The organism is Speluncibacter jeojiensis (genome assembly GCF_029589495.1).
Lineage (GTDB): Bacteria > Actinomycetota > Actinomycetes > Mycobacteriales > Mycobacteriaceae > Speluncibacter > Speluncibacter jeojiensis.
Genome location: NZ_JAAIVF010000001.1, coordinates 178,638 through 201,643, shown reverse-complemented (window position 1 = coordinate 201,643; position 23,006 = coordinate 178,638). Strand labels below are relative to the sequence as shown.

The 23,006-nt window shown below is 70.5% G+C and carries 20 protein-coding genes and 2 tRNA genes; 6 read left to right on the top strand and 16 right to left on the bottom strand.

Annotated elements, in window-relative coordinates:
* Positions 1–59 precede the first annotated feature (59 nt).
* From G4X40_RS00975 to G4X40_RS00965, 3 genes are all read right to left on the bottom strand, one after another.
* Entirely contained in the window at positions 60–2,138 is a 2,079-nt protein-coding gene (locus tag G4X40_RS00975; protein WP_277829576.1) for an elongation factor G-like protein EF-G2, read from the bottom strand.
* 113 nt (positions 2,139–2,251) lie between these two features.
* Positions 2,252–2,818: a DUF1990 family protein gene (locus G4X40_RS00970; RefSeq protein ID WP_277829575.1), complete on the bottom strand. Its 567-nt coding sequence runs from the start codon at positions 2,816–2,818 to the stop codon at positions 2,252–2,254.
* The gene (locus G4X40_RS00965) at positions 2,815–3,426 is read right to left on the bottom strand and encodes a PPA1309 family protein (RefSeq protein ID WP_277831192.1); all 612 of its coding nucleotides are present in this window, start codon (positions 3,424–3,426) and stop codon (positions 2,815–2,817) included. The genes G4X40_RS00970 and G4X40_RS00965 overlap by 4 nt, the downstream gene beginning before the upstream one ends.
* A 365-nt stretch (positions 3,427–3,791) precedes the next feature.
* Between G4X40_RS00965 and G4X40_RS00960 the strand changes: the two genes are divergently transcribed.
* The 3 genes from G4X40_RS00960 (at position 3,792) to G4X40_RS00950 (ending at position 7,215) form a co-directional block, all read left to right on the top strand.
* Entirely contained in the window at positions 3,792–6,815 is a 3,024-nt protein-coding gene (locus G4X40_RS00960; protein WP_408642085.1) for a UPF0182 family protein, read from the top strand.
* 88 nt (positions 6,816–6,903) lie between these two features.
* A tRNA-Met gene (locus G4X40_RS00955) sits at positions 6,904–6,977 on the top strand.
* Between the two features lie 161 nt (positions 6,978–7,138).
* Positions 7,139–7,215 (top strand) — tRNA-Met (locus G4X40_RS00950).
* A gap of 94 nt (positions 7,216–7,309) precedes the next feature.
* On the opposite strand, the gene G4X40_RS00945 is transcribed toward G4X40_RS00950, so the two are convergent.
* The 6 genes from G4X40_RS00945 to G4X40_RS00920 all read right to left on the bottom strand — a co-directional run bounded on the left by G4X40_RS00945 (position 7,310) and on the right by G4X40_RS00920 (position 14,199).
* A complete protein-coding gene (locus tag G4X40_RS00945; RefSeq protein WP_277829573.1) occupies positions 7,310–7,825 on the bottom strand; it encodes a putative immunity protein in 516 nt (171 codons plus the stop codon).
* A gap of 41 nt (positions 7,826–7,866) precedes the next feature.
* Positions 7,867–8,475, bottom strand: a complete 609-nt coding sequence (locus G4X40_RS00940) for a TetR family transcriptional regulator (protein ID WP_277829572.1) — start codon at positions 8,473–8,475, stop codon at positions 7,867–7,869.
* Between the two features lie 127 nt (positions 8,476–8,602).
* Positions 8,603–9,247 carry a transglycosylase family protein gene (locus tag G4X40_RS00935; protein ID WP_277829571.1) on the bottom strand — a complete coding sequence of 215 codons (645 nt, stop codon included), beginning with the start codon at positions 9,245–9,247 and terminating at the stop codon, positions 8,603–8,605.
* A gap of 433 nt (positions 9,248–9,680) precedes the next feature.
* Complete coding sequence (locus G4X40_RS00930) at positions 9,681–11,339, bottom strand: acyl-CoA synthetase (protein WP_408642084.1); 1,659 nt, start codon at positions 11,337–11,339, stop codon at positions 9,681–9,683.
* A gap of 179 nt (positions 11,340–11,518) precedes the next feature.
* Positions 11,519–12,724: an acyl-CoA dehydrogenase family protein gene (locus G4X40_RS00925; RefSeq protein WP_277829570.1), complete on the bottom strand. Its 1,206-nt coding sequence runs from the start codon at positions 12,722–12,724 to the stop codon at positions 11,519–11,521.
* 65 nt (positions 12,725–12,789) lie between these two features.
* Positions 12,790–14,199, bottom strand: coding sequence for an acyl-CoA dehydrogenase family protein (locus G4X40_RS00920; RefSeq protein WP_277831189.1), 1,410 nt, complete (start codon positions 14,197–14,199; stop codon positions 12,790–12,792).
* A 199-nt stretch (positions 14,200–14,398) separates the two neighbouring features.
* Here G4X40_RS00920 and G4X40_RS00915 point away from each other — a divergent pair, with 199 nt between their 5' ends.
* Together G4X40_RS00915 and G4X40_RS00910 are read left to right on the top strand one after the other, a co-directional pair.
* Positions 14,399–15,601 (top strand): sensor histidine kinase, encoded by a 1,203-nt coding sequence (locus G4X40_RS00915; protein WP_277829569.1) that lies wholly within the window; start codon positions 14,399–14,401, stop codon positions 15,599–15,601.
* On the top strand, positions 15,598–16,239 hold the full coding sequence (locus G4X40_RS00910) for a response regulator (RefSeq protein ID WP_277829568.1): 642 nt from the start codon (positions 15,598–15,600) through the stop codon (positions 16,237–16,239). The genes G4X40_RS00915 and G4X40_RS00910 overlap by 4 nt, the downstream gene beginning before the upstream one ends.
* Here G4X40_RS00910 and G4X40_RS00905 read toward each other — a convergent pair.
* From G4X40_RS00905 to G4X40_RS00885, 5 genes are all read right to left on the bottom strand, one after another.
* Positions 16,218–17,774: a multicopper oxidase family protein gene (locus G4X40_RS00905; RefSeq protein ID WP_277829567.1), complete on the bottom strand. Its 1,557-nt coding sequence runs from the start codon at positions 17,772–17,774 to the stop codon at positions 16,218–16,220. The genes G4X40_RS00910 and G4X40_RS00905 overlap by 22 nt on opposite strands.
* A gap of 134 nt (positions 17,775–17,908) precedes the next feature.
* Entirely contained in the window at positions 17,909–18,436 is a 528-nt protein-coding gene (locus tag G4X40_RS00900) for a HugZ family pyridoxamine 5'-phosphate oxidase (protein WP_277829566.1), read from the bottom strand.
* Between the two features lies 1 nt (position 18,437).
* Positions 18,438–19,256, bottom strand: a complete 819-nt coding sequence (locus tag G4X40_RS00895) for an ABC transporter ATP-binding protein (RefSeq protein ID WP_277829565.1) — start codon at positions 19,254–19,256, stop codon at positions 18,438–18,440.
* The gene (locus tag G4X40_RS00890; RefSeq protein ID WP_277829564.1) at positions 19,256–20,263 is read right to left on the bottom strand and encodes a FecCD family ABC transporter permease; all 1,008 of its coding nucleotides are present in this window, start codon (positions 20,261–20,263) and stop codon (positions 19,256–19,258) included. Before G4X40_RS00890 ends, G4X40_RS00895 begins: the two co-directional genes overlap by 1 nt.
* Positions 20,260–21,234 (bottom strand): ABC transporter substrate-binding protein, encoded by a 975-nt coding sequence (locus tag G4X40_RS00885; protein ID WP_277829563.1) that lies wholly within the window; start codon positions 21,232–21,234, stop codon positions 20,260–20,262. The genes G4X40_RS00890 and G4X40_RS00885 overlap by 4 nt, the downstream gene beginning before the upstream one ends.
* A 252-nt stretch (positions 21,235–21,486) precedes the next feature.
* On the opposite strand from G4X40_RS00885, the gene G4X40_RS00880 reads away from it, so the two are divergent.
* Positions 21,487–21,867 (top strand): hypothetical protein, encoded by a 381-nt coding sequence (locus G4X40_RS00880; RefSeq protein WP_277829562.1) that lies wholly within the window; start codon positions 21,487–21,489, stop codon positions 21,865–21,867.
* Here the strand turns inward: G4X40_RS00880 and G4X40_RS00875 are convergent.
* Positions 21,839–22,156, bottom strand: a complete 318-nt coding sequence (locus G4X40_RS00875) for a hypothetical protein (protein WP_277829561.1) — start codon at positions 22,154–22,156, stop codon at positions 21,839–21,841. The genes G4X40_RS00880 and G4X40_RS00875 overlap by 29 nt on opposite strands.
* A 25-nt stretch (positions 22,157–22,181) precedes the next feature.
* Positions 22,182–22,970, bottom strand: a complete 789-nt coding sequence (locus G4X40_RS00870) for an inositol monophosphatase family protein (protein WP_277829560.1) — start codon at positions 22,968–22,970, stop codon at positions 22,182–22,184.
* Between the last annotated feature and the right edge of the window lie 36 nt (positions 22,971–23,006).

Below are 23,006 nucleotides of genomic sequence, written 5' to 3'. Positions count from 1 at the left end.
TATGCGCACACTTCCAAGTTTGGCGCGGCGGTGAGACACGCCGCCGTGAGGCTTGAGGCTCAGCCGGGTCGGCCGTTGCCCGAGACGCGGTCGGCCACGGCGGCCGGCACCAGTTCGTGCCGCAGATGGGTGCGGGCGAACTCGGCCGTCCCGCGACTGAGCGCCCGCAACTCGATCGGGTAGCGGGCGAGTTCGATCTCCGGGACCTCGGCGCGCAGCCGCGTCATGCCCTCGTCGCCGAGTTCGGATCCCAACACCCGCCCGCGCCGGCCGGACAGGTCGCTCAGGACGGCGCCCTGGTACTCGTCGGGCACGAGCACGCTGACCGCGGCGACGGGTTCGAGCAGCCGGATCGAGGCGTGTTCGGCCGCATCCTTGAGCGCCATCGCGGCCGCCGTCTGGAAGGCCGCGTCCGACGAGTCGACCGAATGCGCCTTGCCGTCGACGAGCGTGATCCGCACATCGACCAGCGGGTGTCCGGTGGCGACGCCCTTGCTCAGCTGGGCCCGGACCCCCTTCTCGACCGACGGGATGAAGTGGCGCGGCACCGCGCCGCCGACCACGTGCTCGCAGAACTCGACGCCCGATCCGGTGGGCAGCGGTTCGACCTGGAGGTCGCAGATCGCGTACTGGCCGTGTCCGCCGGACTGTTTGACCAGCCGGCCGTGCCCCGACGATGCCGAGCCGAACGTCTCCTGCAGCGCCACCTGGTAGGGCACGGTGTCCACGTGCACGGCGTACCGGCTGCGCAGCTGGTCGAGGACGGCGTCCGCGTGGGCCTCGCCGGTGCACCAGAGCACCAACTGGTGGGTGTCCGGGTTCTGCTCGAGCCGGACGGCCGGATCCTCGGCGCACAGCCGGGCCAGCGCCTGCGTGAGCTTGTCGTCGTCGGCCTTGCTGTGCGGCTCGATCGGCACCGGCAACAGCGGCTCGGGGACCGGCCAGCTCTCCAGCGCGTCGTGTTCGCCGTCGCCGAGGGTGTCGCCGATGCGCGCGCCGGAAAGGCGCGGCACGCACACCAGATCGCCGGCGAGCGCCTCGCGCACCGGTCGCTGCTGCTTGCCGAACGGGCTGGTCAGCGTGGTGATCCGCTCATCGGACTCGGTGTCGGTGGTGGCGGTGGACCGGCCGGGGCCGGACACGTGCACGTGCATGTCCGGGCGCAGCGTGCCGGCGAACACCCGCACCAGGGAGATCCGGCCGACGTACGGGTCCGAGGCGATCCGGACCACCTGCGCCGCGAGCGGGGAGTCGGGGTCGCCGGACGCGGGTCCGCGGCGGTGGGTGGGGTCGGGGAACGAGGTGACGACGAGGTCGAGCAGTTCGGCCGCACCGAGGCCGGCGTCGGTGACCGCCAGCGCCGGGTGCAGCGCGCAGTCGTGCACCTCCCGGCGGATGCCCTCCTCGAGCATCGCCGCGTCGATCGGTTCGCCGGACAGGAAACGCTCGAGCAGGGTGTCGTCCTGGCCGGACACCGCCTCGATCAGGCTCTCCCGCGCGGCCGCGACCGACGGTGCGGCGGCGTCGGATTCGGTGGCCTCGCCGTAGGTGCGGCCGGTCAGCAGGTCGACCGATCCGCAGGGCACGCCGTCGCGCAGCACCGGTGCGTACACGGGCCGGAGCGTGTCCGGCCCCAGACCGAAAGCGTCGTGACAGGCGGTGAGGATGTCCTCGAAACCGGCGCGGGCCACGTCGAGCTTGGCGACGGCGATCGCCCGCGGGATCCCGGCTTCGGCGCACTCGTGCCACAGCAGCCGGGTGGGTTCGGTGACCGGGTCGGTCGCCGAGACCACGAAGACGGCGGCGTCGGCAACGTGCAGGCCGGCCCGCAGTTCCGCGGCGAAGTCGGGGTGGCCCGGGGTGTCGAGCAGGTTGATCTTGGCCCCGTTCCACGGCAGCGGAAGCACGGCCAGGTGCACGGAGTGCTGCTGCTTCGTCTCGATCGGCTCGAAGTCCGAGACGGTGGTGCCCTCGGTAACCTGCCCGGCACGGCCGATCATGCCCGCGGCCAGCGCCAGCGACTCCGCGAGGGTGGTCTTGCCGACTCCGCTGCACCCGATGAGCACCACGTTGCGGAGCTGGTCGGGTCCCGACACCGGTGGCGCCTGTCCGGCACGGGCAGAGGTGCGGTCGGACATGGGGCTCTCCTCCCAGACGGCGGGGCCGAGCTCGAGTGGATGGCCTCCCAGTCTAGGAGCCGAGGAGCGGCAGGGAGACGGGTTCGCCGGACGGGGTGTGGGAACGCGCCGGGTCAGTCCGCGGTGAGCTCGAGTGACGCGCGCAGGTACCGCTCGGTGATCAGCGACTGCCCGAGGCGCCCGAGCGGACCGGACCACCGGGCGACCCTGGTCGCCGGGCGGGAGAAGGCGCGGATGCGCAGCCGCACACCGCCGTCGGGCTCACGTTCGACAAGGAAAAGTTCCTCGCCGCTCTCCGGATGTCCGGGCAGCGTGCCGTAGGCGAATCCGCGCGCGTGCTCGTCCTCGTACACGGCGACGACCCGGCAGGGCGCCGTCAGACCCAACGGCACCACCCCGAGCCGGAGTTCGCACACGGCGTCCGGCTCGACCGTCGGCGACGACGCCCGTGGGCGCAGTCCCGCGCCGAGTTGCAGCCCCCAGGACAGCACCAGGTCGGAGGCGCGGCGAAAGTTCTCGTCGCCGTGCCCGATCCGTGCGGACCGCTCGAACTGCTTATGACCGGCGGGCGCGGCGCGCGCGGCGCGCTCGGTGCCGATCAGCGGGTAGGTCAGCGGTGCGGCGCGCAGTTCGGCGACCCGTCCGGATGCTAGCGGCTCGACCGTGCGTCGAGCGTTCACCAGGGTTCGGCGTCCTCGAACGTCGCGTGCAGGGCGTTGACCAGGTTCGGTGCCAGGCCCTCGTACCGGAGCAGCTCCACGGGGGCGTCGGGATCGGCCCCGGCCTCGGGCCGTAGCTGCAGCAGGCAGAGCGACTCGCCCGTGCGCAGCGTCGCTGCCACCAGTCGTGCCTCGCGTCGTTCGGGGTGCGCGTCGGCCACCGACCGCAGGGCGCGGTCGGCCGCGGCGGCCTCGGCGTCGGCGGTTGCGCCGTCGCCCTCGAGCAGGGCGTCGTCGAGCAGTGCCGCGTCGATCGTCTCCTCGGCGGCCGGCGGCAGCACGACGATCTCCTGCACCAGCGCACAGCCGGCGACGGCTTCCGGCCAGCTGATCGTGGCGAGCACCTCGTCGAGTTCCGGCGATCCCCCCGAGACCGACGGCGGCAGCGACTCCTGCTCGACGGGGGTCAGCTCGGCGTCGGTGGTCAGTGCGTCGACCAGTTCGGGTTCGGTCTCGGCGAGCAGCGCGGTCGGCACCAGTGCGAACATCTGCGGCGGCTGGTCCCAGCCGGCGGCGTCGACGAACTCGACCACCTCGCGCACGCACCGGCCGAGGGCATCCGGCCCGATGTCGAGCGGATGGGCGCCGGAGTCGTCGGCATGGTTGCGGTCGGAATCGTCGAAGTCGTGGCGATCGGTCACCGGTTCATCTTCGCACCGCGCAGTGCCGTGTCGCCGTCCCCCGTCGGCCGCGCGGCCGCTCCCGCCGCCGGACCGCGCGGCGAGGGAACCGGACCGTGCGCCGGTCCGTTGCCACTGTGGCCGACACCCGACGCGGGTTGTCACTAGAGTCGGACCAAATGGCGGCAGCGCCGGATCGGCGGGCGCCGGATGTTTCGGAGCCTGCCCGTGCGGTGGTGTCGCCACGGTTGCGACGGGTCGCGCCCAGCCGGGTGCCGACCGTCGCCGGAGAGGTTGGAGCGTGACAGGTGGGCATGCGGGCCCCTAGCGGAATGCCGAAGTTGTCCCGTCGTAGCCGAATCTTGCTGATCGTGGCGGTGATCATCGCCGCGCTGTTGCTGATCGGCCCCCGGCTGCTGGGCGCCTACATCGACTGGCTGTGGTTCGGGGCGATCGGGTTCCGCGAGGTGTTCAGCACGATCCTGCTGACCAGGATCGCGTTGTTCTTCGTCGTCGGACTGGTGGTCGGCGCGATCGTCTTCGGCGCGTTGCTGCTGGCGTACCGGATGCGGCCGGTGTTCGTCCCGGTGTCGGGGCCGCACGACCCGATCGCGCGGTATCGCACGGTGGTGATGAGCAGGCTGAAGCTGTTCGGGCTCGGCATCCCCATCGTGGTCGGTGTCATCTCCGGACTGGTCGCGCAGAGCAAGTGGGCGATGATCCAGCTGTTCCTCAACGGCGGATCCTTCGGCATCGAGGACCCGCAGTTCCACAAGGACGTGGGCTTCTACGCGTTCGACCTGCCGTTCATCCAGTTCGTGCTGAGCTGGCTGTTCGCCGCGGTGCTCGTCGCCTTCTTCGCGAACCTGGTGACGCACTACGTCTTCGGCGGGCTGCGCCTCGCCGGGCGGGACGGCACCCTCACCAAGGCCGCCCGCGCGCAGCTGGCGATCCTGGCCGGCACCTTCCTGCTGCTCAAGGCCGTCTCGTACTGGTTCGACCGGTACTCGTTGCTCACCGCGACCGACAAGGAGCCGACCTTCACCGGGATGGGCTACACGGACGCCAATGCCGTGCTGCCCTCCAAGCTGGTGCTGATGGCGATCGCGATCATCTGCGCGGGGGCGTTCTTCGCGGCGATCGTGCTGCGTGATCTGCGGATCCCGGCGCTGGCGACCGCGCTGATGGTGCTCTCGTCGATCCTGGTCGGCGCCGCCTGGCCGCTGGTGGTCGAGCAGTTCTCGGTCAAGCCGAACGCCGCCGACAAGGAGCGGACGTACATCGAGCGCAACATCCAGGCGACGCGTGAGGCGTACGGCATCACCAAGGACAACGTCACCTACGTCGACTATCCGGGCGTGGGTACCAAGGCCCCGCAGGATGTTCCCGCCGACGTGACGACCATCGCCAACACCCGGCTGCTGGACCCGAACCTGCTGTCGCCGACCTTCACCCAGCAACAGCAGTTGCAGAACTTCTACGGCTTCCCGTCCAAGCTGGCGGTGGACCGCTACACGATCGACGGCAAGAAGCAGGACTACGTCGTCGCCGCGCGCGAGATGTCGCCGTCGAACCTGACCGGCAACCAGACGGACTGGATCAACAAGTACACCGTCTACACCCACGGCGACGGCTTCATCGCGGCGCCGGCGAACCAGGTGACGGCCAGCGGCCCGGACAGCAAGGCCAACGCCGGCGGCTACCCGATCTACAAGGTCAGCGACCTGGCCTCGCAGAAGAGCGGCAACGAGCTGATCAAGGTCACCCAGCCGCGGATCTACTACGGCGAGGTCATCGCCAAGCCGAAGCCGGACTACGCCATCGTCGGCGGCAAGGACGACGGGCAGGGCCGCGAGTACGACGGGCAGGGCGCCAAGTACACCTATACGGGCTCCGGCGGCGTCTCGATCGGGAACTGGTTCAACCGGCTTGCGTTCGCCGCCAAGTACGGCGAGCGCAACATCTTGTTCTCCGGCGCGATCGGATCCGATTCGAAGATCCTGTTCGACCGCGACCCGCGGGACCGCGTGCAGAAGGTCGCCCCGTGGCTGACCACCGACGGCAGCGCCTACCCGGCAGTCGTCGGCGGCAGGATCGTCTGGATCGTCGACGGCTACACCACGCTCGACAACTTCCCGTATGCCCAGCGCACCTCGCTCGAGGGTGCGGTCGCGGACAGCGTCGACACCACCACCGGCCGGCCGCTGCCGAAGAAGGAGGTGTCGTACATCCGGAACTCGGTCAAGGCGGTGGTCGATGCCTGCGACGGCACCGTCAAGCTCTATCAGGTCGACAAGAACGACCCGGTGCTCAAGGCGTGGATGAAGACCTTCCCGGGAACCGTGCAACCGGAGAGCGCCATCGACAAGGTGCCGGGGTTGCGCGAGCACTTCCGTTACCCGGAGGACCTGTTCAAGGTGCAGCGCGAGATGCTCGCCAAGTACCACGTCTCCGACCCGGTGCAGTTCTTCAACGGCAACGGGTTCTGGTCCGTACCCAACGATCCGACGGTGGACACCAACCAGAAGCAGCCGCCGTATTACGTGATCGCCGGCAACCCGGACACGGGCAAGCCGGAGTTCGAGCTGACCAGCCCGATGAACGGCTTCAACCGGCAGTTGCTGTCCGCCTACATCTCGGTGGACTCGGATCCCGAGAACTACGGCAAGTTCACCGTGCTGCAGTTGCCGACCCAGGTGCAGACCCAGGGTCCGCAGCAGGCACAGAACACCATGAAGTCCGATCCGCGGGTGTCGTCGGACAAGACGCTGTTCCAATCGAACAAGATCCAGTACGGCAACCTGCTCACACTGCCGATCGCGGACGGCGGCATCCTCTACGTGGAGCCGCTCTACGCGGAGAACAGCGGCGACAGCAGCGGCTCGACCTTCCCGCAACTCTCGCGGGTGCTGGTTAGCTACAGCGTCGGCAACAACAAGGTCATCGTCGGCTATGCGCCGACGCTGGCGGAGGCGCTCTCGCAGGTGTTCGGGCCCGGAGCCGCGAACTCGGCGACGGCACCCAGCCCGGAGCCACAGCCGCAGTCGCCGGCCCCGGGACAGCCGGCCACCCCGCCGACGTCGCCGACCACGCCGTCGCCGGAGCCCACCCCCGCCCCTGCGCCGACGGCACCGGCGCCCGCCGGTGAGGCCGCCGCGGTCGGTCAGCTGAACGCGGCGCTGCAGAATCTGAGCAAGGCGCAGTCCAGCGGCGACTTCAACGCCTACGGCCAGGCGCTCGCGCAGTTGCAGACCGCGATCGACAACTACGAGAAGGTGACAGGGAACACAGGAACCGGTGCGTCGCCGGCCCCGGCCCCCAGCGGCGGGGGGAACTGAATAATTCCAGGTCAGGGCGGGTCGGAGCGGTAGCGGCCGGGCGATTTGCTTTCCGTTCCGATCCGCCTGTAACCTGGGCTTCACCCAACGCGGGGTGGAGCAGCTCGGTAGCTCGCTGGGCTCATAACCCAGAGGTCGCAGGTTCAAATCCTGTCCCCGCTACTACAAGGAAACGGTCCCGGACATCACGTCCGGGACCGTTTCCGTTTATGACGGGCGGGTGGGAACGGCGGCGAACCGGGGTTTCCCTCGCGGCGGCACGCCGGGGTGCGGGCCCGATTTGCTTTTCGTTCCCGCCCGTCTGTAACCTGGGTTTCACCCAACGCGGGGTGGAGCAGCTCGGTAGCTCGCTGGGCTCATAACCCAGAGGTCGCAGGTTCAAATCCTGTCCCCGCTACCAAGTACGAAGAACACCGGCGTCCTGCACAGCAGGACGCCGGTGTTCTTCGTCGTGGGTGTTCTTTGTGCTCGGCAGGGTGTTTACGGGCGGGTGCTCAGCAGTCGAACACCGACCAGCAGATGTCGTTCCGCAATCGTTGATCGTCGAGCACGAGCGCGTGGACCGCCTCGGGGAGCTGCTCGCGCTGCCATCGGCACTCGAGTCGTTCCGCGGCCTGCTGCTCGCTCTTCGGCGCGGCGGCACGCGCGGCCTTGATCGCATAGGCGGCGGCGCCGAGATCATGCGCGGCGACGTGGGCGACGCAGGCGGCCTGTCCGGCGGCGTAGGCGGCGAACCGTGGTGCCCCAGCCAGATCCCTGGCCGCCCCCATCGCGTGCCCGCCGGCGGCGCGGGCATCCATCATCTTGGCCTCGCCACGCACCCAGGCCCGGGCCTGCTCGATCGCGTGGCGCGGCCGGGGGTCCTCGGGGCAGGCCGTCTCGAAGTGCCCGAGGACGTGCTCGGCGCAGGACGCCGCCCACAATGCGAGCAGATGGTGGTCCGCGTCGGTGAGCGTCCCGCCGCGGCGGATCGTGGTCAGACGGGGATCGCGGACCTTCGGAAAGATCATGAGTGCACTCCCGGTGGCGGTTCGGCGCGGCTCGCTCGGGCCTACCGGGCGACGGAACCGAGCATCACCCGGCAGCCGGTGCGCAGGTCGGATTCCGCCTCACGCATCGACATGCGGGCGCCGAGGGTGGCCTGCAGCAGGCCCAGCCACATCAGCTGGACCAGACGCAGGATCGCGGCCTCCTCGACTGTCGGGACGTCGATGCCGAGCATCTCGAGCAGCAGCGCGTTGAACTGTTCGTCGATCCGTCCGAGCTCGGCCGCGACCTCCGCACCGCCGGCGGAGGCGGACCGGAGCATCGAGGTGGTCAGCTTGGGCTTGTTCAGCAGCGACCGGGTGGCGCGCCAGAGAACGTCGGCGACCCGCTCGTGGGGTGCCTTGGCGGGGTCGGCGAAGCGAGCGATCGATCCGGACAGCGACTCCACCTCGGCGACCATGACCCCGGCGAACAGGTGGGCCTTGGAGGGGAAGTAGCGGTACAGCGTGCCCAGGGCGACCCCGGCGCGGGTGGCGACCTCGGTCATCTGCACGGCGTCGAGACTGTTCTCGGTGCCCAGTTCCGCGGCGGCCCGCAGGATCCCGTCGCGGCGCTCACGCTGTACCGCCGAGGTCGGCTCGGCCGCTGCTCGTCCCTCCGCCACCCGTGGCACCGCGCCTCCTCGTCCGCTCCTCGATCGACCTCGCGACAGTATCAACAGATCCGCCGATCCCCGGCGGGCGCACGCTCGGTGGCCGCCGGGGATCGGTGGAGAGGGTGGTGACGCGGAGCCGCGAGGCCTACTTCACCTGCAGTCCCTGACCGGTGAGGATGATGTTCGGGTTGGCCAGCACGTCCTTGTTCTTCTCGAACAGGGCCTGCCAGCCGCCCGGGGTGCTGTACTCGGTCGCGATCTTCGAGAGGGTGTCGCCGGCCTTGACGATGTAGTCGGCGCCCTCCGGCGAGACGTTGAGGACCGCGTCGGCGGCCTGGCTCGCGGTGTCCTGCACCTGGGTGGCCGCCTCCTGCTGCGGGGTGGTCTCCTCGACCTGGGCCGGGGCCTGCTGGACCGGCGCGTTGTAGGACGCGTCGGTGGTGTCCGCGCCGCCCGAGTAGTCGCCCTGCAGGTACTGGCCGCACACCGGCCAGGCGCCGGGGCCCTGGGTGTCGAGGACGTTGTTGGCGACACGGATCTGCTCGGCGCGCGACGCGTTGGCCGGGCTGCCGGTGCCGCCGTTGGCCTGCCAGGTGCTCTGGCTGAACTGCAGTCCGCCGTAGTAGCCGTTACCGGTGTTGGTGTTCCAGTTGCCGCTGCTCTCGCACTGGGCGACCGCGTCCCAGTCGCTGGCGTTGGCGGTGCCGGCGGCGAGGCCGAGCGGGACGGCGACGAGCGCGCCGGTCAGGGTGACCCAGCCGAGGGCCTTCGCTGCGCGATTCGTGGTCATCTGGGTGGATCCTTTCCGCACCGCTGACGAGTTCCGCGCACGCCGGCCACCCGGGATGGATGCTGCCACTGCGTGGGAGATGGTGAACTCGTCCCCGCCCCGAGGTGGGTTCGTGGTGCCGGGCCGCGGGGCGGGTTGGGTCGATCAGCGGGCGGACCGGCAGTGGCCCAGGCTTGCGGGCCGAGGACGACACTAACGACGGATCTCGGGGCGGTCACGGGGCCGGAAATCGCACGTAACGCCCACAGCGTGGGATTCGATCCGGCTTATATCGCCAGGTCATCGCGCCGCTACACCTCTGCGTATCCGGTTTGTTATGCATTTGTTATGTGTCGGGTCTCACACGGGGACAGGCGATTTCCGCCGGTTCACGACGCGAGGGCCACCCGGAACGGGCGGCCCTCGCGGTCTGAACGGTGTGCGGCTGCGGCGCTCAGATCTCCATCTGCTCGAGCACCTTCCGAAGGACCTTGCCGGTGGCGTTGCGCGGCAACTCGTCGATGAAGACGACCTCGCGAGGCGCCTTGTACCGGGCCAGGTTCGCCTTGACGAACGCCTTGATCTCGTCGCCGTCGCGGGCGGAATCCGGCCCGGGGACGACATACGCGCGCAGGCGATGCCCGAAATCCGCATCGGGCACGCCGACGACGGCGGCATCGAGTACATCCGGCCGGTCCGCGAGCAGGTTCTCGACCTCGAGCGGATAGACGTTCTCGCCGCCGGAGACGATCATGTCGTCGTCGCGGCCGTCGACGAACAGCAGCCCCTCTTCGTCGAAATGTCCGACGTCGCCGCTGGAGAGCAGGCCGTCGATGATCTCCTTGTGCCGGCCATCGGTGTAGCCGCCGAAGCTCAGGCCGCTGGCGACGAAGATTCGCCCGGTGTGGTGCGGTTCGGTGATGGGCTTGCCGTCGGCGTTGAACAGTGCGACCCGGCAGGTGACCGGGGCCCGCCCTGCGGTGCCGGGGGCCCTGCGGAGCTCCTCGGGGGTGGCGACGGTCGCCACCGCGACCTCCGTCGAGCCGTACAGGTTGTAGAGGACGTCCCCGAAGCACTCCGCGGTGCGGCGGCACAGGTCCGGGGACAGCGCGGAGCCGGCCGCGAAGATGATGCGCAGCGCGGAGGTGTCGTAGCGCGCGAGCACCTCGGGACCGAGGTCGATGATCCGCTGCAGCATCGTCGGGACCACGATCAACGCGTCGGCCTTGTGCTCGGCCACCCCGCGCAGCGTCTTCTCCGGGTCGAACCGCCGGCTCATGATCACCGTGCAGCCCAGTGCGAACGACAGCACGAACTGGGACAGCCCTGTGCCGTGGAAGATCGGCGCCGCCATGTAGGTGATCCCGCCCGTGCGCAGCGGCACCCGGTCGAGGAACTGGGCGCTGGCGAACACCGAGGTGTGCTCGCGGGGGGCGCCCTTGGGGGTGCCGGTGGTGCCGCTGGTGAGCAGCACGAAGCCGCCGGGCTTCGGCGGTACCGGGACCGGATCGGTCGAGGTGTTCGCGATCAGGTCGTCGAGGGTGGGGATGTCGGGGTCCACGGCGTGCTCGGGGTCGACCCAGGCGAGGAAGTGCGGCGTCGATGCGGGGATGCCGGAGAGCAGTTCGGTGAACTCGCTGTCGTACACCAGGGCCTGCACGCCCTCGCGCGCCGAGACATCGGCCAGCTGGGGCCCGGCGAACCCGGTGTTCATCATCACCAGCCGGGCGCCCGTCTTGCCTGCGGCGAGCATGCACAGCACCAGGCCGCGGTGGTCGCGGCACAGCACCGCGATCACGCTGCCCGGTCCGAGTCCGCGCTGCGACCAGGCGCGGGCGAGGGCGTTCGACTGGGCGTCGAGCTCGGTGAAGGTCATCGGGCCGCGTTCGTCGATCAGTGCCACCGCGGCCGAATCCTGGTGGGCCGCATGGCGGGTGGCCGCGACGAACGGGCCGAACCGGCGGGCCGCCAGCAGTGACTCGACGCCCAAGTCGGGGCGGGTGACGGGGATCAGTCCCGAGCGGTACATCACCTGCACACTCTTGGCGAAGTCCACGGCGCGTCCGGTGACGTCGCGCAGCAGCGGTGCGGCGGTGGTGAGAAGTTGCGTCATCGATGACCCCTCCGGCCGGGTACGGACTCGGCGTCCGCCCGCGGCTCCGTTATGTGGTACCAGCCGTATCACGTTATCGGATCGTGAGACCCGCGTCACTGTCGAGTGTGCTACCTGTCCCGGACACACTCGGACGGCTCCGGGAAAGTGGTTCCGGAGCCGTCCGAGTGCGGGGGTGACTACTTCAGTTCGCTCGACGAGAGGCCGAGCACGCGGCGGGCGACCACCAGCTGCTGGATCTGCTGGGTGCCCTCGAAGATGTCGAGGATCTTCGAGTCGCGCGCCCACTTCTCGAGCAGGGTCCGCTCGGAGTAGCCCAGCGAGCCGGCCAGCTCGACGGCCTTGAGCGTGACGGCGGTGCCCATCCGGCCGGCCTTGGCCTTGGCCATCGACGCCTGCAGCGAGTTCGGCTGCTTGTTGTCGGCCATCCAGGCTGCGCGGATCGAGAGCAGGTACGCGGCCTCCCAGTCGGCCTCGAGCTCGAGATACGTTGCGGCGGCGGCATGCTGGCTCATCGCCGGGGTGTCGTAGGAGATCTCGATGCCCGCGTCGGTGAGGATCGTGCGCAACTCCTCGAGCGCCGCGCGGGCGCAGCCGATCGCCATGCCGGCCACCAGCGGACGGGTGTTGTCGAACGTCGCCATCACCCCGCCGAAGCCCTTCTCGGTGTCGACCTCGGGGCTGCCGAGCAGGTTGTCCTTCGGGATGCGGCAGTTCTCCAGCAGCAGCACCGCGGTGTCCGACGCACGGATGCCGAGCTTGTGCTCGAGCCGGGCCACCGACAGGCCGGGGGCGTCACGCGGGACGACGAACGACTTGATCGCCGCGCGGCCCTTGGACTTGTCGACGGACGCCCACACCACGATGTGGGTGGACCGCTCGCCGGCGGTGACGAAGATCTTCTCGCCGTTGAGCACCCACTCGTCGCCGTCGAGGACCGCGGTGGTGGTCACGGCCGAGGAGTCGGAGCCGAAGCTCGGCTCGGTGATGGCCATCGAGGCCCACACCTTGCCGAAGCGTTCCATCTGCTCGTCGGTGGCGACCGAGGCGATGGCCGAGTTGCCCAGGCCCTGATAGGGGATCGACAGCGTCAAACCGACGTCACCCCAGCAGGTTTCGATGACATTCATCAGCGAGGCCATGTTGCCGCCGTTCACGTTGCCGGCGGCCTTGGCCTGCGTGCCGCGGCCGAGGGTCGCGCCCGAGGCGGCCTGACCGGCGTCGGCCAGGCCCTCGACGAGGCTGGCCATGGTGTCCAGCTCGACCGGACGGGTGTGCTCGGCGAGGTCGTACTTGCGGGAGATGGGCCGGAAGATCTGCGCCGCGGCCTGGTGTGCCTGGTTCGACGCGGCCTTCATCTTCTTGGGGAGTTCGAGGTTGATCATGGTGTCTCCGTTACGGAAGGACTACGAGGTCCGGGATCAGAGTGGGACTGTCGCAGAAAGGCTGGTCAGAGGAGGACGACACCCTCGGCGATGCCGATGGCGCGCAGGTCGCGGTACCAGCGTTCGACCGGGTGCTCCTTGGTGAACCCGTGCCCGCCGAGCAGCTGCACGCCGTCGAGGCCGATCTGCATGCCCTTGTCGGTCGCGAGCCGCCGGGCCAGCGCGGACTCGCGGGCGAACGACAGTCCCTGCTCGGCACGGGCTGCGCCGCGGTAGGTGACCAACCGCAGGCCGTCGAGCTCGATGGCGATGTTGGCGACCATGAACGCGACAGCCTGACGGTGGCTGATCGGCTCGCCGAAGGCCTCACGCTCGTTGACGTACGGGGTGACGTAGTCGAGTACGGCCTGACCGGTGCCGGTCGCCAGGGCGGACCAGCCCAGCCGGGACAGGTGGATGGCGTCGGCGTACTGCCCGCTGCGCTCGACCGCGTCGGGGGAGCCGAGCAGGGCGGACTCCGGCACGCTCACGTCGGTCAGCTCGATCCGGCCGAGCCCGGCGGCGCGCAGGCCCATGCTCGGGTCGGCCTCGACGACGAGGCCCGCGGTGTCGGACTCGACGATGAAGAAGGCGGGGCGACCGTCCAGCTCGGCGGCGATGACGAACAGTTCGGCAGACCCGGCCGAAGGCACCAGCGACTTGACGCCGTTGAGGCGGTAGCCGCCCGGCGAGCGAACGGCCTTGGTCTGCAGGGCGAATGGATCGAAGAGTGCGCGGGGCTCGTTGACCACGACCGCGGCGGCGGGGACGTTCTCGCCGGCGAACGCGGGCAGATAGGTCTGCTGCTGGGCGTCGGTGCCCCACTGCGTCAGCGCGACCGCGACTCCGCTGGGGGCGAGGATCGGCAGGGCCAGGCCCATGTCCCCGTGCGCGAGGGCCTCGGCGACCAGCGCGTTGGTGACCACGCCGCGCTCGTCGGCGGCGCCCTCGAAGTCCTCGGGGATGTTGATCATCGTGACGCCGAGTTCGGCGGCGCGCTCGAGCAGATCGGACGGAGCCTTCGCCGACTCGTCCGCGGCGTGGGCGGCCGGACGCAGGATCTCGGCGGCGAACTCGGCGACCGTGTCGACGATCATCTGCTGCTCGTCGGACGGGGTGACGTCGAAGAAGTCGGTCCGTGCGGCGGCGTTCGGCAGGCGCTTGGGCTGGCTCGAGCCGCCGACCTTGTCGAACACGCGGGTGGCGGCGCCGAGCGTGCGGAACCCGGTCTTGGTGCCCTCGTAGGCGACCCGGTCGACCGGTCCGCGCAGGTTGTACTTCTCGGCCAGGTCCGACCCGGTGAAGGCGGTCAGCACGCGCATGGCCGTGCCGATGACGTCGCGCTTGATCGGGTTCAGGCCGATGGTGGAGTCGTCGCGGCGCTTGCCGCGCGCGGACTTCGGCTGGGCCGAGGTGTCTTGCTTGCTCATGATCACCAGCTGTTTCTGCGATGAAGGGGCGTGGATGGCCTCCACCTTACTCCTGAGTAAGATGACTCACCAGTAGGGAACCGTGGTCGGTGCGCGGAGTCGTCATCCGCGCAGGTTGCAGCCTGTGCCGAAGGCCGGAGGGAGTGCCGGTCGAGGTGCGGCGCCGGGCGGCAGGAGGGGGCCGCCCGGCGCCTATTCTTGAGCCGTGCCCCCGACCAGCCCGACCGCGCCGCTGCGTGACGTCCTGGCGTGGGTGCGCTGGCTGCCGCTGGTGGTGGTCCCGGTGCTGCTGCTGGTCAGCGACTATCCGGGCCGCTACCAGGTGCCGTGGACGTACTGGTTGGCCGCGCTGGCCGCGGCGGTGGTGTTCCTGTTCGGCGGACGGTGGCCGCTGCCGGTGTCGGTGTCGCTGTCCGCGCTCGCGGTCCCGATGTTCGCCGCCCACTCCTGGGGACTGTCCGGACTGGTGCCGTACCTGGGGGCGGTGGGGCTGGCGGAGGTCGCGATGCGCACCCACCGGCCGGCGCCGATCGCGGTGGCGACCGGATGCTGGGCCGCGGCGGTGCTGCTGGGGATCGGCTCCGAGACGTACACGACCTTCTGGCGGGCCGCGACCGCGGTGCAGGCGCTGGCCTACGTGGGGCTGCCGCTGCTGGTCGGTCTGTATCTGCGGGCGCAGCGCGACCTGGCGGTGACATATCGGGCGCAGGCGGCCGAGGCGGAGGCGCGTCGGGCCGAGGCGACGGTCCGGGCCAGGGCCGCCGAACGTGAGGCGCTCGCGCGTGAACTGCACGATCTGGTCGCCCATCACATGGCGTCGATCGTGCTGCGGATCTCGGTGGCGCGGCACGTGGTCGACGAGGCCGATCCGCGAGTGCGCGCCGTCCTCGACGACGTGTACGGCACCGCGTCCGGCGCGCTGACCGACATCCGCCGGTTGCTGGTGGCGCTGCGGGACCCGGCGCTGGGCGAGGTGGCGCTCGTCGAACCGGACGCGGTACCGGTCGAGATCGCCGCAGCAGTGGAACGCGCCCGTGCGGCCGGGTTCGCGGTGGCCGCCGAGGTCGATCCCGATCCGGGGCCGTTGGACACGATCGGCAGGCTCACCCTGCTGCGGGTGGTGCAGGAGTCGTTGACGAACGTGATGAAGCACGCGGACCCGGCCGGGGAGGTCGACGTGGTCGTGACCCGGCGCGGCGCCGGGGTGGCGGTGCGGGTCGCGAGCAGCCGGCGCGCCGACGACCCGCCGAACCCGGACGGGCACGGCGTCGTCGGAATGCAGGAGCGGGTCGCGCTCGTCGGCGGCACGCTGGAGGTGGGCGCGCTGGACGTGGGCGCGACCGGGTCGACCTGGCGGGTCGAGGCGTGGATCCCCGGTGCGGCGCCGGGAGGGGGAGCAGCGCGATGATCCGGTTGCTCATAGTCGACGACCAGCGGCTGGTCCGGGCCGGCCTGCGGATGCTGTGCGAGTCGACCGACGACGTCGAGGTCGTCGGGGAGGGCGCCGACGGTGCCGAGGCGATCAGGCTCGCGATGGAACTGTCGCCGGATGTGATCCTGATGGACCTGCGGATGCCGGGGCTCGACGGGGTCGAGGCGACACGCCGGATCCTCTCCTCCCGGTCGGACGGCGCCGCCCCGAAGGTGCTGGTGCTCACCACCTTCGACGACGACGAGCACCTGTATCCGGCGCTCGCCGCGGGCGCGGCGGGATTCCTGGTCAAGGACACCGCGCCGGCAGATCTGCTGCAGGCGATCCGCCGCTCCGCCCAGGGCGAACTGCCGTTCTCGCCGGCACTGCTGCGCAGGCTGGTCGACCGTGCGGTCGAGCGGGGCCGCCCCGAAGGGCGTTCTGCGCCGGCAGAATTGACGCCCCGCGAACGTGACGTGCTGGCCCTGGTGGGGGAGGGCCTGGGCAACCAGGAGATCGCCGACCGCCTGCACCTCGGCATCACCACGGTGAAATCACACGTCGCCAACCTGATGGGCAAGACCGGCTGTGACAACCGGGTGCGGCTGGCGCTCTACGCGTGCCGCCTCGACTGACCATCGCCGTGCTCGCCCATCGGCATGTCCATCGTCATCGGTGCGGGTTGCTGTCCCGGCGCGAGCACCAGGAACTGGCCCATCATGCCCTGATCCTCGTGGAATAGCATGTGGCAGTGGTACATGTACGGCAACGTCGGGTCGGTGTAGTCGGCGAACCGCAGCGCCAGCCGGAACGTCCTGCCGGGGGTGGTGTAGATCGTGTCCTTCCAGCCCGCGAGGTCCGGGGGCGGCGGGGTGCCGTCGATGTCGAGGATCTGGAACTGGGTGTCGTGCACGTGGAAGCTGTGCGGCCAGTTGTCGGTGTTGCGGACCGTCCACACCTCGGTGGTGTCGACTGCGGACGAGAAGTCGATGCGGTTCATGTCCATCCGCTCGCCGTTGATCATGAACCACTTCAGCTCGAAGTGGCGCTCGGCGGCCACCGCGGACAGGTCCGGTCGGGGGATCGAGGCAAGCACGGCCGGGAGCGCCGCGGACCGGCCGAGGTTCGCGGCGGGACGCAGTTCGAGGACGTCGAAGGTGTCCTCGACCCCGAACTGGGCGGCGTGCGAACGGTCGAGCCCGGCGCGGTCCTCGAACGGGAACGCGCGCAACATGACCGGCACGCCACCGTCGACGGCGACGACGATCTCCGCGCGCTCACCGGGACTGAGCGCGATCCGCTCGAGCGCCACCGGCGCTCGCAGCAGACCGCCGTCGCTCGCGATCATCTGGAATCCGCGGCCGTCGGCGAACCCGAAGTTGTACATCCGGCCGGCCGAGCCGTTGAGGATGCGCAGTCGCACCAGGCTCGTACGCACCGGGAGGTACGCGCCCGCGATGCCGTTGGTCACGAGGGTGTCGCCGAGTAGCCCGACGTCGGTGGGATCGGACTCGTCGAGCGTGCCGTCCGGGTGGAACCGCTTGTCCTGCACGATCAGTGGGATGTCGTCGACGCCGTAGTCCTTGGGCAGGTCCGGGGCGTCGGAATCCTCGTCGTCGATCAGGAACATGCCCGCCAGGCCGCGGTAGACGTGCTTCTCCGTGGCGCCGTGCGGGTGCGGGTGGTACCAGAGCGACGCGGCCGGCTGGTTCACGGTCCAGGTGGGGTTCCAGCGCGCGCCGGGCGCGATCGTCTGGTGCGGTCCGCCGTCGAAGCGGGCCGGGACGTGCATGCCGTGCCAGTGCACGGTGGTCGCCTCCGGGAGCGCGTTCTCGATCGTGAAGGCGACCGTCTCGCCGCGCCGGGCCCGGATCGTCGGCCCCAGGATCGAGCCGTCGTACCCCCAGGTGGGGGTGCGCTTGCCCGGCAGGATCTCGGTGCTCCCGGGCCGGGCGGTCAGCGTGAACCGCCGGACGCCGGCGGTGTCGGTGGTCGCCGTCGCCAGCGGGGGGATCGGCAGCGAACGCAGGCCGTTCGGTGCGGCAACCGCACCGGGCGCGGGCGTGCTCGACCCGCCCAGCGCGCATCCCGCGGACACCGCCAGCGGGGCAGCGGCAAGTCCGAGCAGGAAGGTCCGCCGGGACAGGGCGGTCCGGGATGAGGCTGACAATGAGGCTCCTCGACGACGACGATGGGGTCGACGTCGAGTCTGCGGACCGGGAGCGTCGCGGACCTCCGCCCGGAGGACGGAGATCCCGCGACGAAAACCCTCCCCGCGGCCCTTGTGGAGCCGGTGCTGGTCTGCTAAGCGGTCTGGTCCGCCGGCTTCTTGTCGCCGGGTTTCTTGTCCACGACGACGTGGTCGAACCGCCCGCCGTCGAAGCTGACCTCGAACGCCTTACCGAAGCCGACGACGTAGCGGCCGTCCTGCGGCGTGAGCCGGAACAGGTGGAAGTCGAGGCCGCGCAGCGTCTCGACCAGTTTCGCGTTGGTGTGCTCCGCGAACTTCTCGAAGACCGCGTCGCGGCCCTCGTCCGACTGCTGCTCTGCGGTGCACACGAAGGCGGCACGCTCGACGCCGAAGACGTTGGGGGAGGCGGACTCGTCGCCGTGGACGAGGATGCGGACGGACTGCGCGTCCCGCAGGTAGCGGTAGTGGTCGGCGACCTCGCTCACGTATACGTAGAGCGCGCCGTCGTGCACGACGAACGGCGCGATGGACAGGAACGGGTCGCCGTTCTCGTCGCGGGTCGCGATCACGACGGTCCTGCGCCCGGCGAGGAACGACCGATAGTCGGCCAGCGCCTTGTCGTTCTGGGAGTCGGTCAGCATGTCAGTTCTCCTCGGTGACGGGGTCGGCGACGGCGGTGTTCCACTGCCGCCTGACCAGGTGAATTCGTGGGTGCGCGGTGACGGGGTGCGCCTCGACCTCGGCCTCCATGCCGTACACGTTGCGGATCAGCCCGGGGGTCAAGACATCGCCGGGCGTGCCGTCGGCGACGACCCGTCCCGCGGCGAGTGCGACGATGCGGTCGCTGAAGGTCGCCGCCTGGTTGAGGTCGTGCAGCACCATCAGCACCGAGATCCCGAGCGTGCGGTTGAGCGAGGTCACCACCTCGAGGACCTCGTGCTGATGTGCGATGTCGAGGTACGTGGTCGGCTCGTCGAGCAGCAGGACGCGGGGGCGCTGCGCGAGCACCATCGCGAGCCACGCCCGCTGCGCCTCGCCGCCGGACAGTTGCGCGACCGGCCGATCGGCCAGCGTCTTCAGCTCGGTGTGCGCGATCGCCCAGTCGACGGCCTCGCCGTCCTCGGCGGTGGTGCGCTCGTACCAGCGGCGGTGCGGGTGCCGGCCGTAGCCGACGAGTTCGCGCACCGTCATGTCCGGTGGCGCCGTGTTGGTCTGGTTGAGCATGCCGATCGCCCGCGCCCGCCGCCGCGACGACCACGACGCCATGTCGGCCCCCTCGAGCAGGACGGTTCCGGTGCGGGCCGCGAGCCGTCCGCTCAACGCCTTGAACAGGGTGGACTTCCCGGACCCGTTCGGCCCGATGAGGGTGACCACCTGCTGCGACCCGACGGCGATGGAGGCGTCGTCGACGATCTGCTTGTCGCCGTACCAGATGCCCAGGCCCCGGCCCTCGAGCAGCATCACTGCGCTCCCTGCCGGTACATCAGGTACAGGAAGTACGGCGCGCCGATCGCCGCCATGATGATGCCGGCGGGGATCTCGGTGGGGCTGAAGGCGGTTCGTCCCACCGTGTCCGACACCAGTACCAGCAGCGCACCGACCGCGGTGCTCATCGGGATGAGCACCGCATGGTTCGAACCGACGATCATCCGCGCGATGTGCGGGACGACCAGGCCCACGAAGCCGATGATCCCCACCGCGGACACCGCGATCGCGGCGAGGAAGACAGCGACCAGCGACAGCAGGATGCGGGTCAGGTTCACCCCCTCGCCGAGGTTGCGGGCGACCTCGTCGCCCAGGCGCATCACGTTCGCCGAACGGATGCACAGCAGTGCGACCACGAGCCCGACCACGGTGTACGGCAGGATCATCCAGACCGAGTTCATGCCCTTGGCGGCGAGGCTGCCGTTCATCCACTGGATCGCGGCGGGCAGTCGGTCGCTGTAGCGCAGCGACAGGAACGCGATGAACGCGCCGGCGAGCGCGTTGACGGCCACACCTGCCAGGATGATGTTCAGCGGCTTGATTCCCTCACGGCGCCAGGCCAATGCGTAGACGAGGGCCGCGGCGACCACGCCGCCGCCGAACGCCGCGAACGGGATCATCGAGGTGTGGCTCGGCGCGGCCAGCAGGATCACCAGGACCAGCGACGCCGCTCCGCTGGTGACCCCGGTCAGTCCGGGATCGGCCAGCGGGTTGCCCATCACGGTCTGCAGCAGCGCCCCGGACACCGCGATGCTCGCGCCGACCAACAGGGCCAGCAGCACACGGGGCAACCGCACGTCCCACACGATGGTGCCGAGCGATCCGCCGCCGGACCGGTCTGCCAGCAGCGAGACGATCTCGGCGGGGGAGATGTGCACGCTGCCGAGGCCGAGGCTGATCAGGGCCACCGCCGCGAGCAGTATCCAGGCGGTCGGCAGTGCCCAGCCGGCGCGCGGACGCGGGGGTGCGGTCGGCGCGCTCACGGGTGGAGCAGGCCGGTGAGCGCGGGGACGGCGCTGTCGAGCCGGCCGAGCGAGGTGTAGCCGAAGGTGGCGTAGTCCAGCACGTGGATGCGTCCGGCGGCATACGCGGGCAGGCTCTTCCACGCGGGATTCTTCGCGACCGCGGCATCGAAGGCGGCCTGGCCCTCGGCGACGTCGCCCGACCGCAGCACGAGCACGACGTCCGGCGCCGCCGCGATGATGTTCTCCAGGTTCACCGCGCTGTAGGTCTCCGTGGCCCGCAGCGCCGAGTCCGCGACGTTGTCGGCCCCGGACAGGTCGATGAGGCTGCCCAGGAAGGTGTCGCCGTTCATCACCATGAACGAGTCCGCGGCGCCGATGAGCATCAGCACCTTGGGGGCCGGAGATCCGGCGCCTGCCTCCGCGAGCGCCGACTCGTGCCCGTGCATCGCGCCGAGGAGCTTGTCCGCCTGCGGCTTTCGATCGAAGGCGGTGCCCAGCACCCGCACGGCGAACTCGAGGTCGCCGAAGGAGTCGGTGTCGAGGAAGACCGCGGAGGCGCCGGTGGGGGCCAGGCCCGCCTCGATCGCGCTGCGCGAGGACCCGGCCGCGAGAACCAGATCCGGAGCGAGGTCGACGATCTTCTCCACGTCGGGAGCCATCGTCGAGCCGATCCGGGGGACACCGTCGAGTGCCGCGGGCAGCTGCTGTGTGGTCGTGGACGGGACGCCGGCGACCGGGATGTCGAGCAGCGTGAGGACCTCGGCGAGGGGGACCGAGGCCGCCACCACCGTGCGCGGCGGGGTCGCGGGGAACTGGGCCAGGGCCTGCTCGAGCTTCGCGGTGTCGTCCCCCGGGTCGGCAGGCGCGGCGGCGTCCGCGGAGGAGGCCGGCCGGGTCGGTGCGGAAGTGTCGGTGCCGCAGGCGGTCATGCCGCAGGCGAGGGCCAGGCAGATGGCCAGTGGCGCCATCGACGCGGGACGGAATCGCACGGCAGGGCACTCCTCGGGAGATCGGACACGAATGGCTAAGGCATGGCTATCCGAATGCAGGTTAGCCTTGGCTAAGAACATTCCTGTCACGCTATCGGTTGTCAAATCGGCACCCGACATGTGGTCCCGCCGTGGGCTCCCGGCCCAACTCGCCGACGCTGCCGTCATCCGCCGACTCCGCGACGTCGGGTTCGGCGTGTCCTCGATCGGGGCGCTGCTCATCACGGCCGGCGCGCCCGCATCCTGGTCCGGATGCTCGACGAAACCCTCGAGGAGGCCGCCATGACCACCGTCGAACTGATCGAGATGCCTGCGCACGCCTTGGTGTGCCTGCGCGGCACCGTCGCGGACTACTCCGCGGAAGGTGAACTGTGGCAACGCTTCCTGCCCTCGTTGGCGCAGCAGGGCATCGAGGCGACCGGGCCCGGCGGCTGCATCGGACACGACGGGGAGTTCCGTGAGTCGGACGTCGACGAGTCGGTGTTCGTCACGGCTCCCGACGCTTCAACGTCTACGTCGGCGACCCGAGCGCGGTGCCGGAGGCAGACCTGCGGACCGCGGTGTACCTACCGGTGCGCTGATCCGCGACCTGCCGGGCGGGCGCTCAGGTCCAGGCCGGCGGCGGGCGCTTGACCCACATGATCTTCTCGTCCGCGTGCGCAGGGACGGACCGGGGATCATCGGGGTGGCGGCCGGCCCACTCGGACTTGCGGTCGAGCAGTTCGGCTGCGAGGTTCCAGGTCTCGCGGGTGCTCGGCGGGTTGACGCCGGCGGCGCGGGCGAGCTTGCGCAGCCGATCGTCGGGGAGTGCGAGCAGTTCGGCACCGCCGATCGCGCGGTCCCAGGCGAATCGGGCCAGCGCGGTCGCCTTCTCGGCGCGGCGGCGGTCCGCGTCCGCGCCGTGCGAGAAGTCGCCGTCCATGCCCGTCACATCCGATGCGTGGCGGTCAGGCGGTGCCGAGGCGATCGAGCACGGCGTCGTGTAACAGCCCGTTGCTGGCGACGGCGCTGCCGCCGTGCGGCCCCGGCGCGCCGTTCAGCGCGGTGAACCGGCCGCCGGCCTCGCGGACGAGGATGTCGAGCGCGGCCAGGTCCCACAGCGACACCTCGGGCTCGGCAGCGATGTCGACCGCACCCTCGGCCAGCAGGCAGTAGGAGAAGAAGTCGCCGTAGCCGCGGACGCGCCACACCTCGTCGGTCAGCGCGAGGAAACGGTCGCGGATGCCGAGTTCGCGCCATCCCGACAGGCTCGCGAACGACAGGCTCGCCGCGGCCGGATCGGCGACCGCGGAGACCTCGATACGCCGGGCGTCGCCGCCGGCGACCGCCGCGTGCGCGCCGAGCCCCGCGGCCGCCCACCAGCGCCGGCCCAGCGCGGGGGCGCTGATCACGCCCACCACCGGGACGCCGTCCTCGAGCAGCGCGATCAGCGACGCCCACACCGGGACCCCGCGCACGAAGTTCTTGGTGCCGTCGATCGGGTCGACCACCCATTGGCGGCCGCTGAACACGGCGTCGCCGCCGAACTCCTCGCCGAGGACGGCGTCGGACCGGCGCTCGAGCGCGAGCCGGTCGCGGATCAGCCGCTCGACGGCCAGGTCCGCATCGGACACCGGCGTCAGGTCCGGCTTGTCGTCCACCCGCAGGTCTCCCGCACCGAACCGCTTGCTCGTGATCGAGTCGGCATTGTCGGCGAGGGTGAGCGCCAGAGCGAGGTCGGCGGCGTGATCGTTCACGACCGGGACGCTACGCGATCGGCCACCGGCGACGAT

Coding starts and splice junctions, on each gene's coding strand:
- G4X40_RS00975 (WP_277829576.1), bottom strand. CDS start 2,138: ATGTCCGACCGCACCTCTGCCCGTGCCGGACAGGCGCCACCGGTGTCG.
- G4X40_RS00960 (WP_408642085.1), top strand. CDS start 3,792: ATGCGGGCCCCTAGCGGAATGCCGAAGTTGTCCCGTCGTAGCCGAATC.
- G4X40_RS00945 (WP_277829573.1), bottom strand. CDS start 7,825: ATGATCTTTCCGAAGGTCCGCGATCCCCGTCTGACCACGATCCGCCGC.
- G4X40_RS00935 (WP_277829571.1), bottom strand. CDS start 9,247: ATGACCACGAATCGCGCAGCGAAGGCCCTCGGCTGGGTCACCCTGACC.
- G4X40_RS00930 (WP_408642084.1), bottom strand. CDS start 11,339: ATGACGCAACTTCTCACCACCGCCGCACCGCTGCTGCGCGACGTCACC.
- G4X40_RS00925 (WP_277829570.1), bottom strand. CDS start 12,724: ATGATCAACCTCGAACTCCCCAAGAAGATGAAGGCCGCGTCGAACCAG.
- G4X40_RS00910 (WP_277829568.1), top strand. CDS start 15,598: ATGATCCGGTTGCTCATAGTCGACGACCAGCGGCTGGTCCGGGCCGGC.
- G4X40_RS00900 (WP_277829566.1), bottom strand. CDS start 18,436: ATGCTGACCGACTCCCAGAACGACAAGGCGCTGGCCGACTATCGGTCG.
- G4X40_RS00895 (WP_277829565.1), bottom strand. CDS start 19,256: ATGCTGCTCGAGGGCCGGGGCCTGGGCATCTGGTACGGCGACAAGCAG.
- G4X40_RS00880 (WP_277829562.1), top strand. CDS start 21,487: ATGCTCGACGAAACCCTCGAGGAGGCCGCCATGACCACCGTCGAACTG.
- G4X40_RS00875 (WP_277829561.1), bottom strand. CDS start 22,156: ATGGACGGCGACTTCTCGCACGGCGCGGACGCGGACCGCCGCCGCGCC.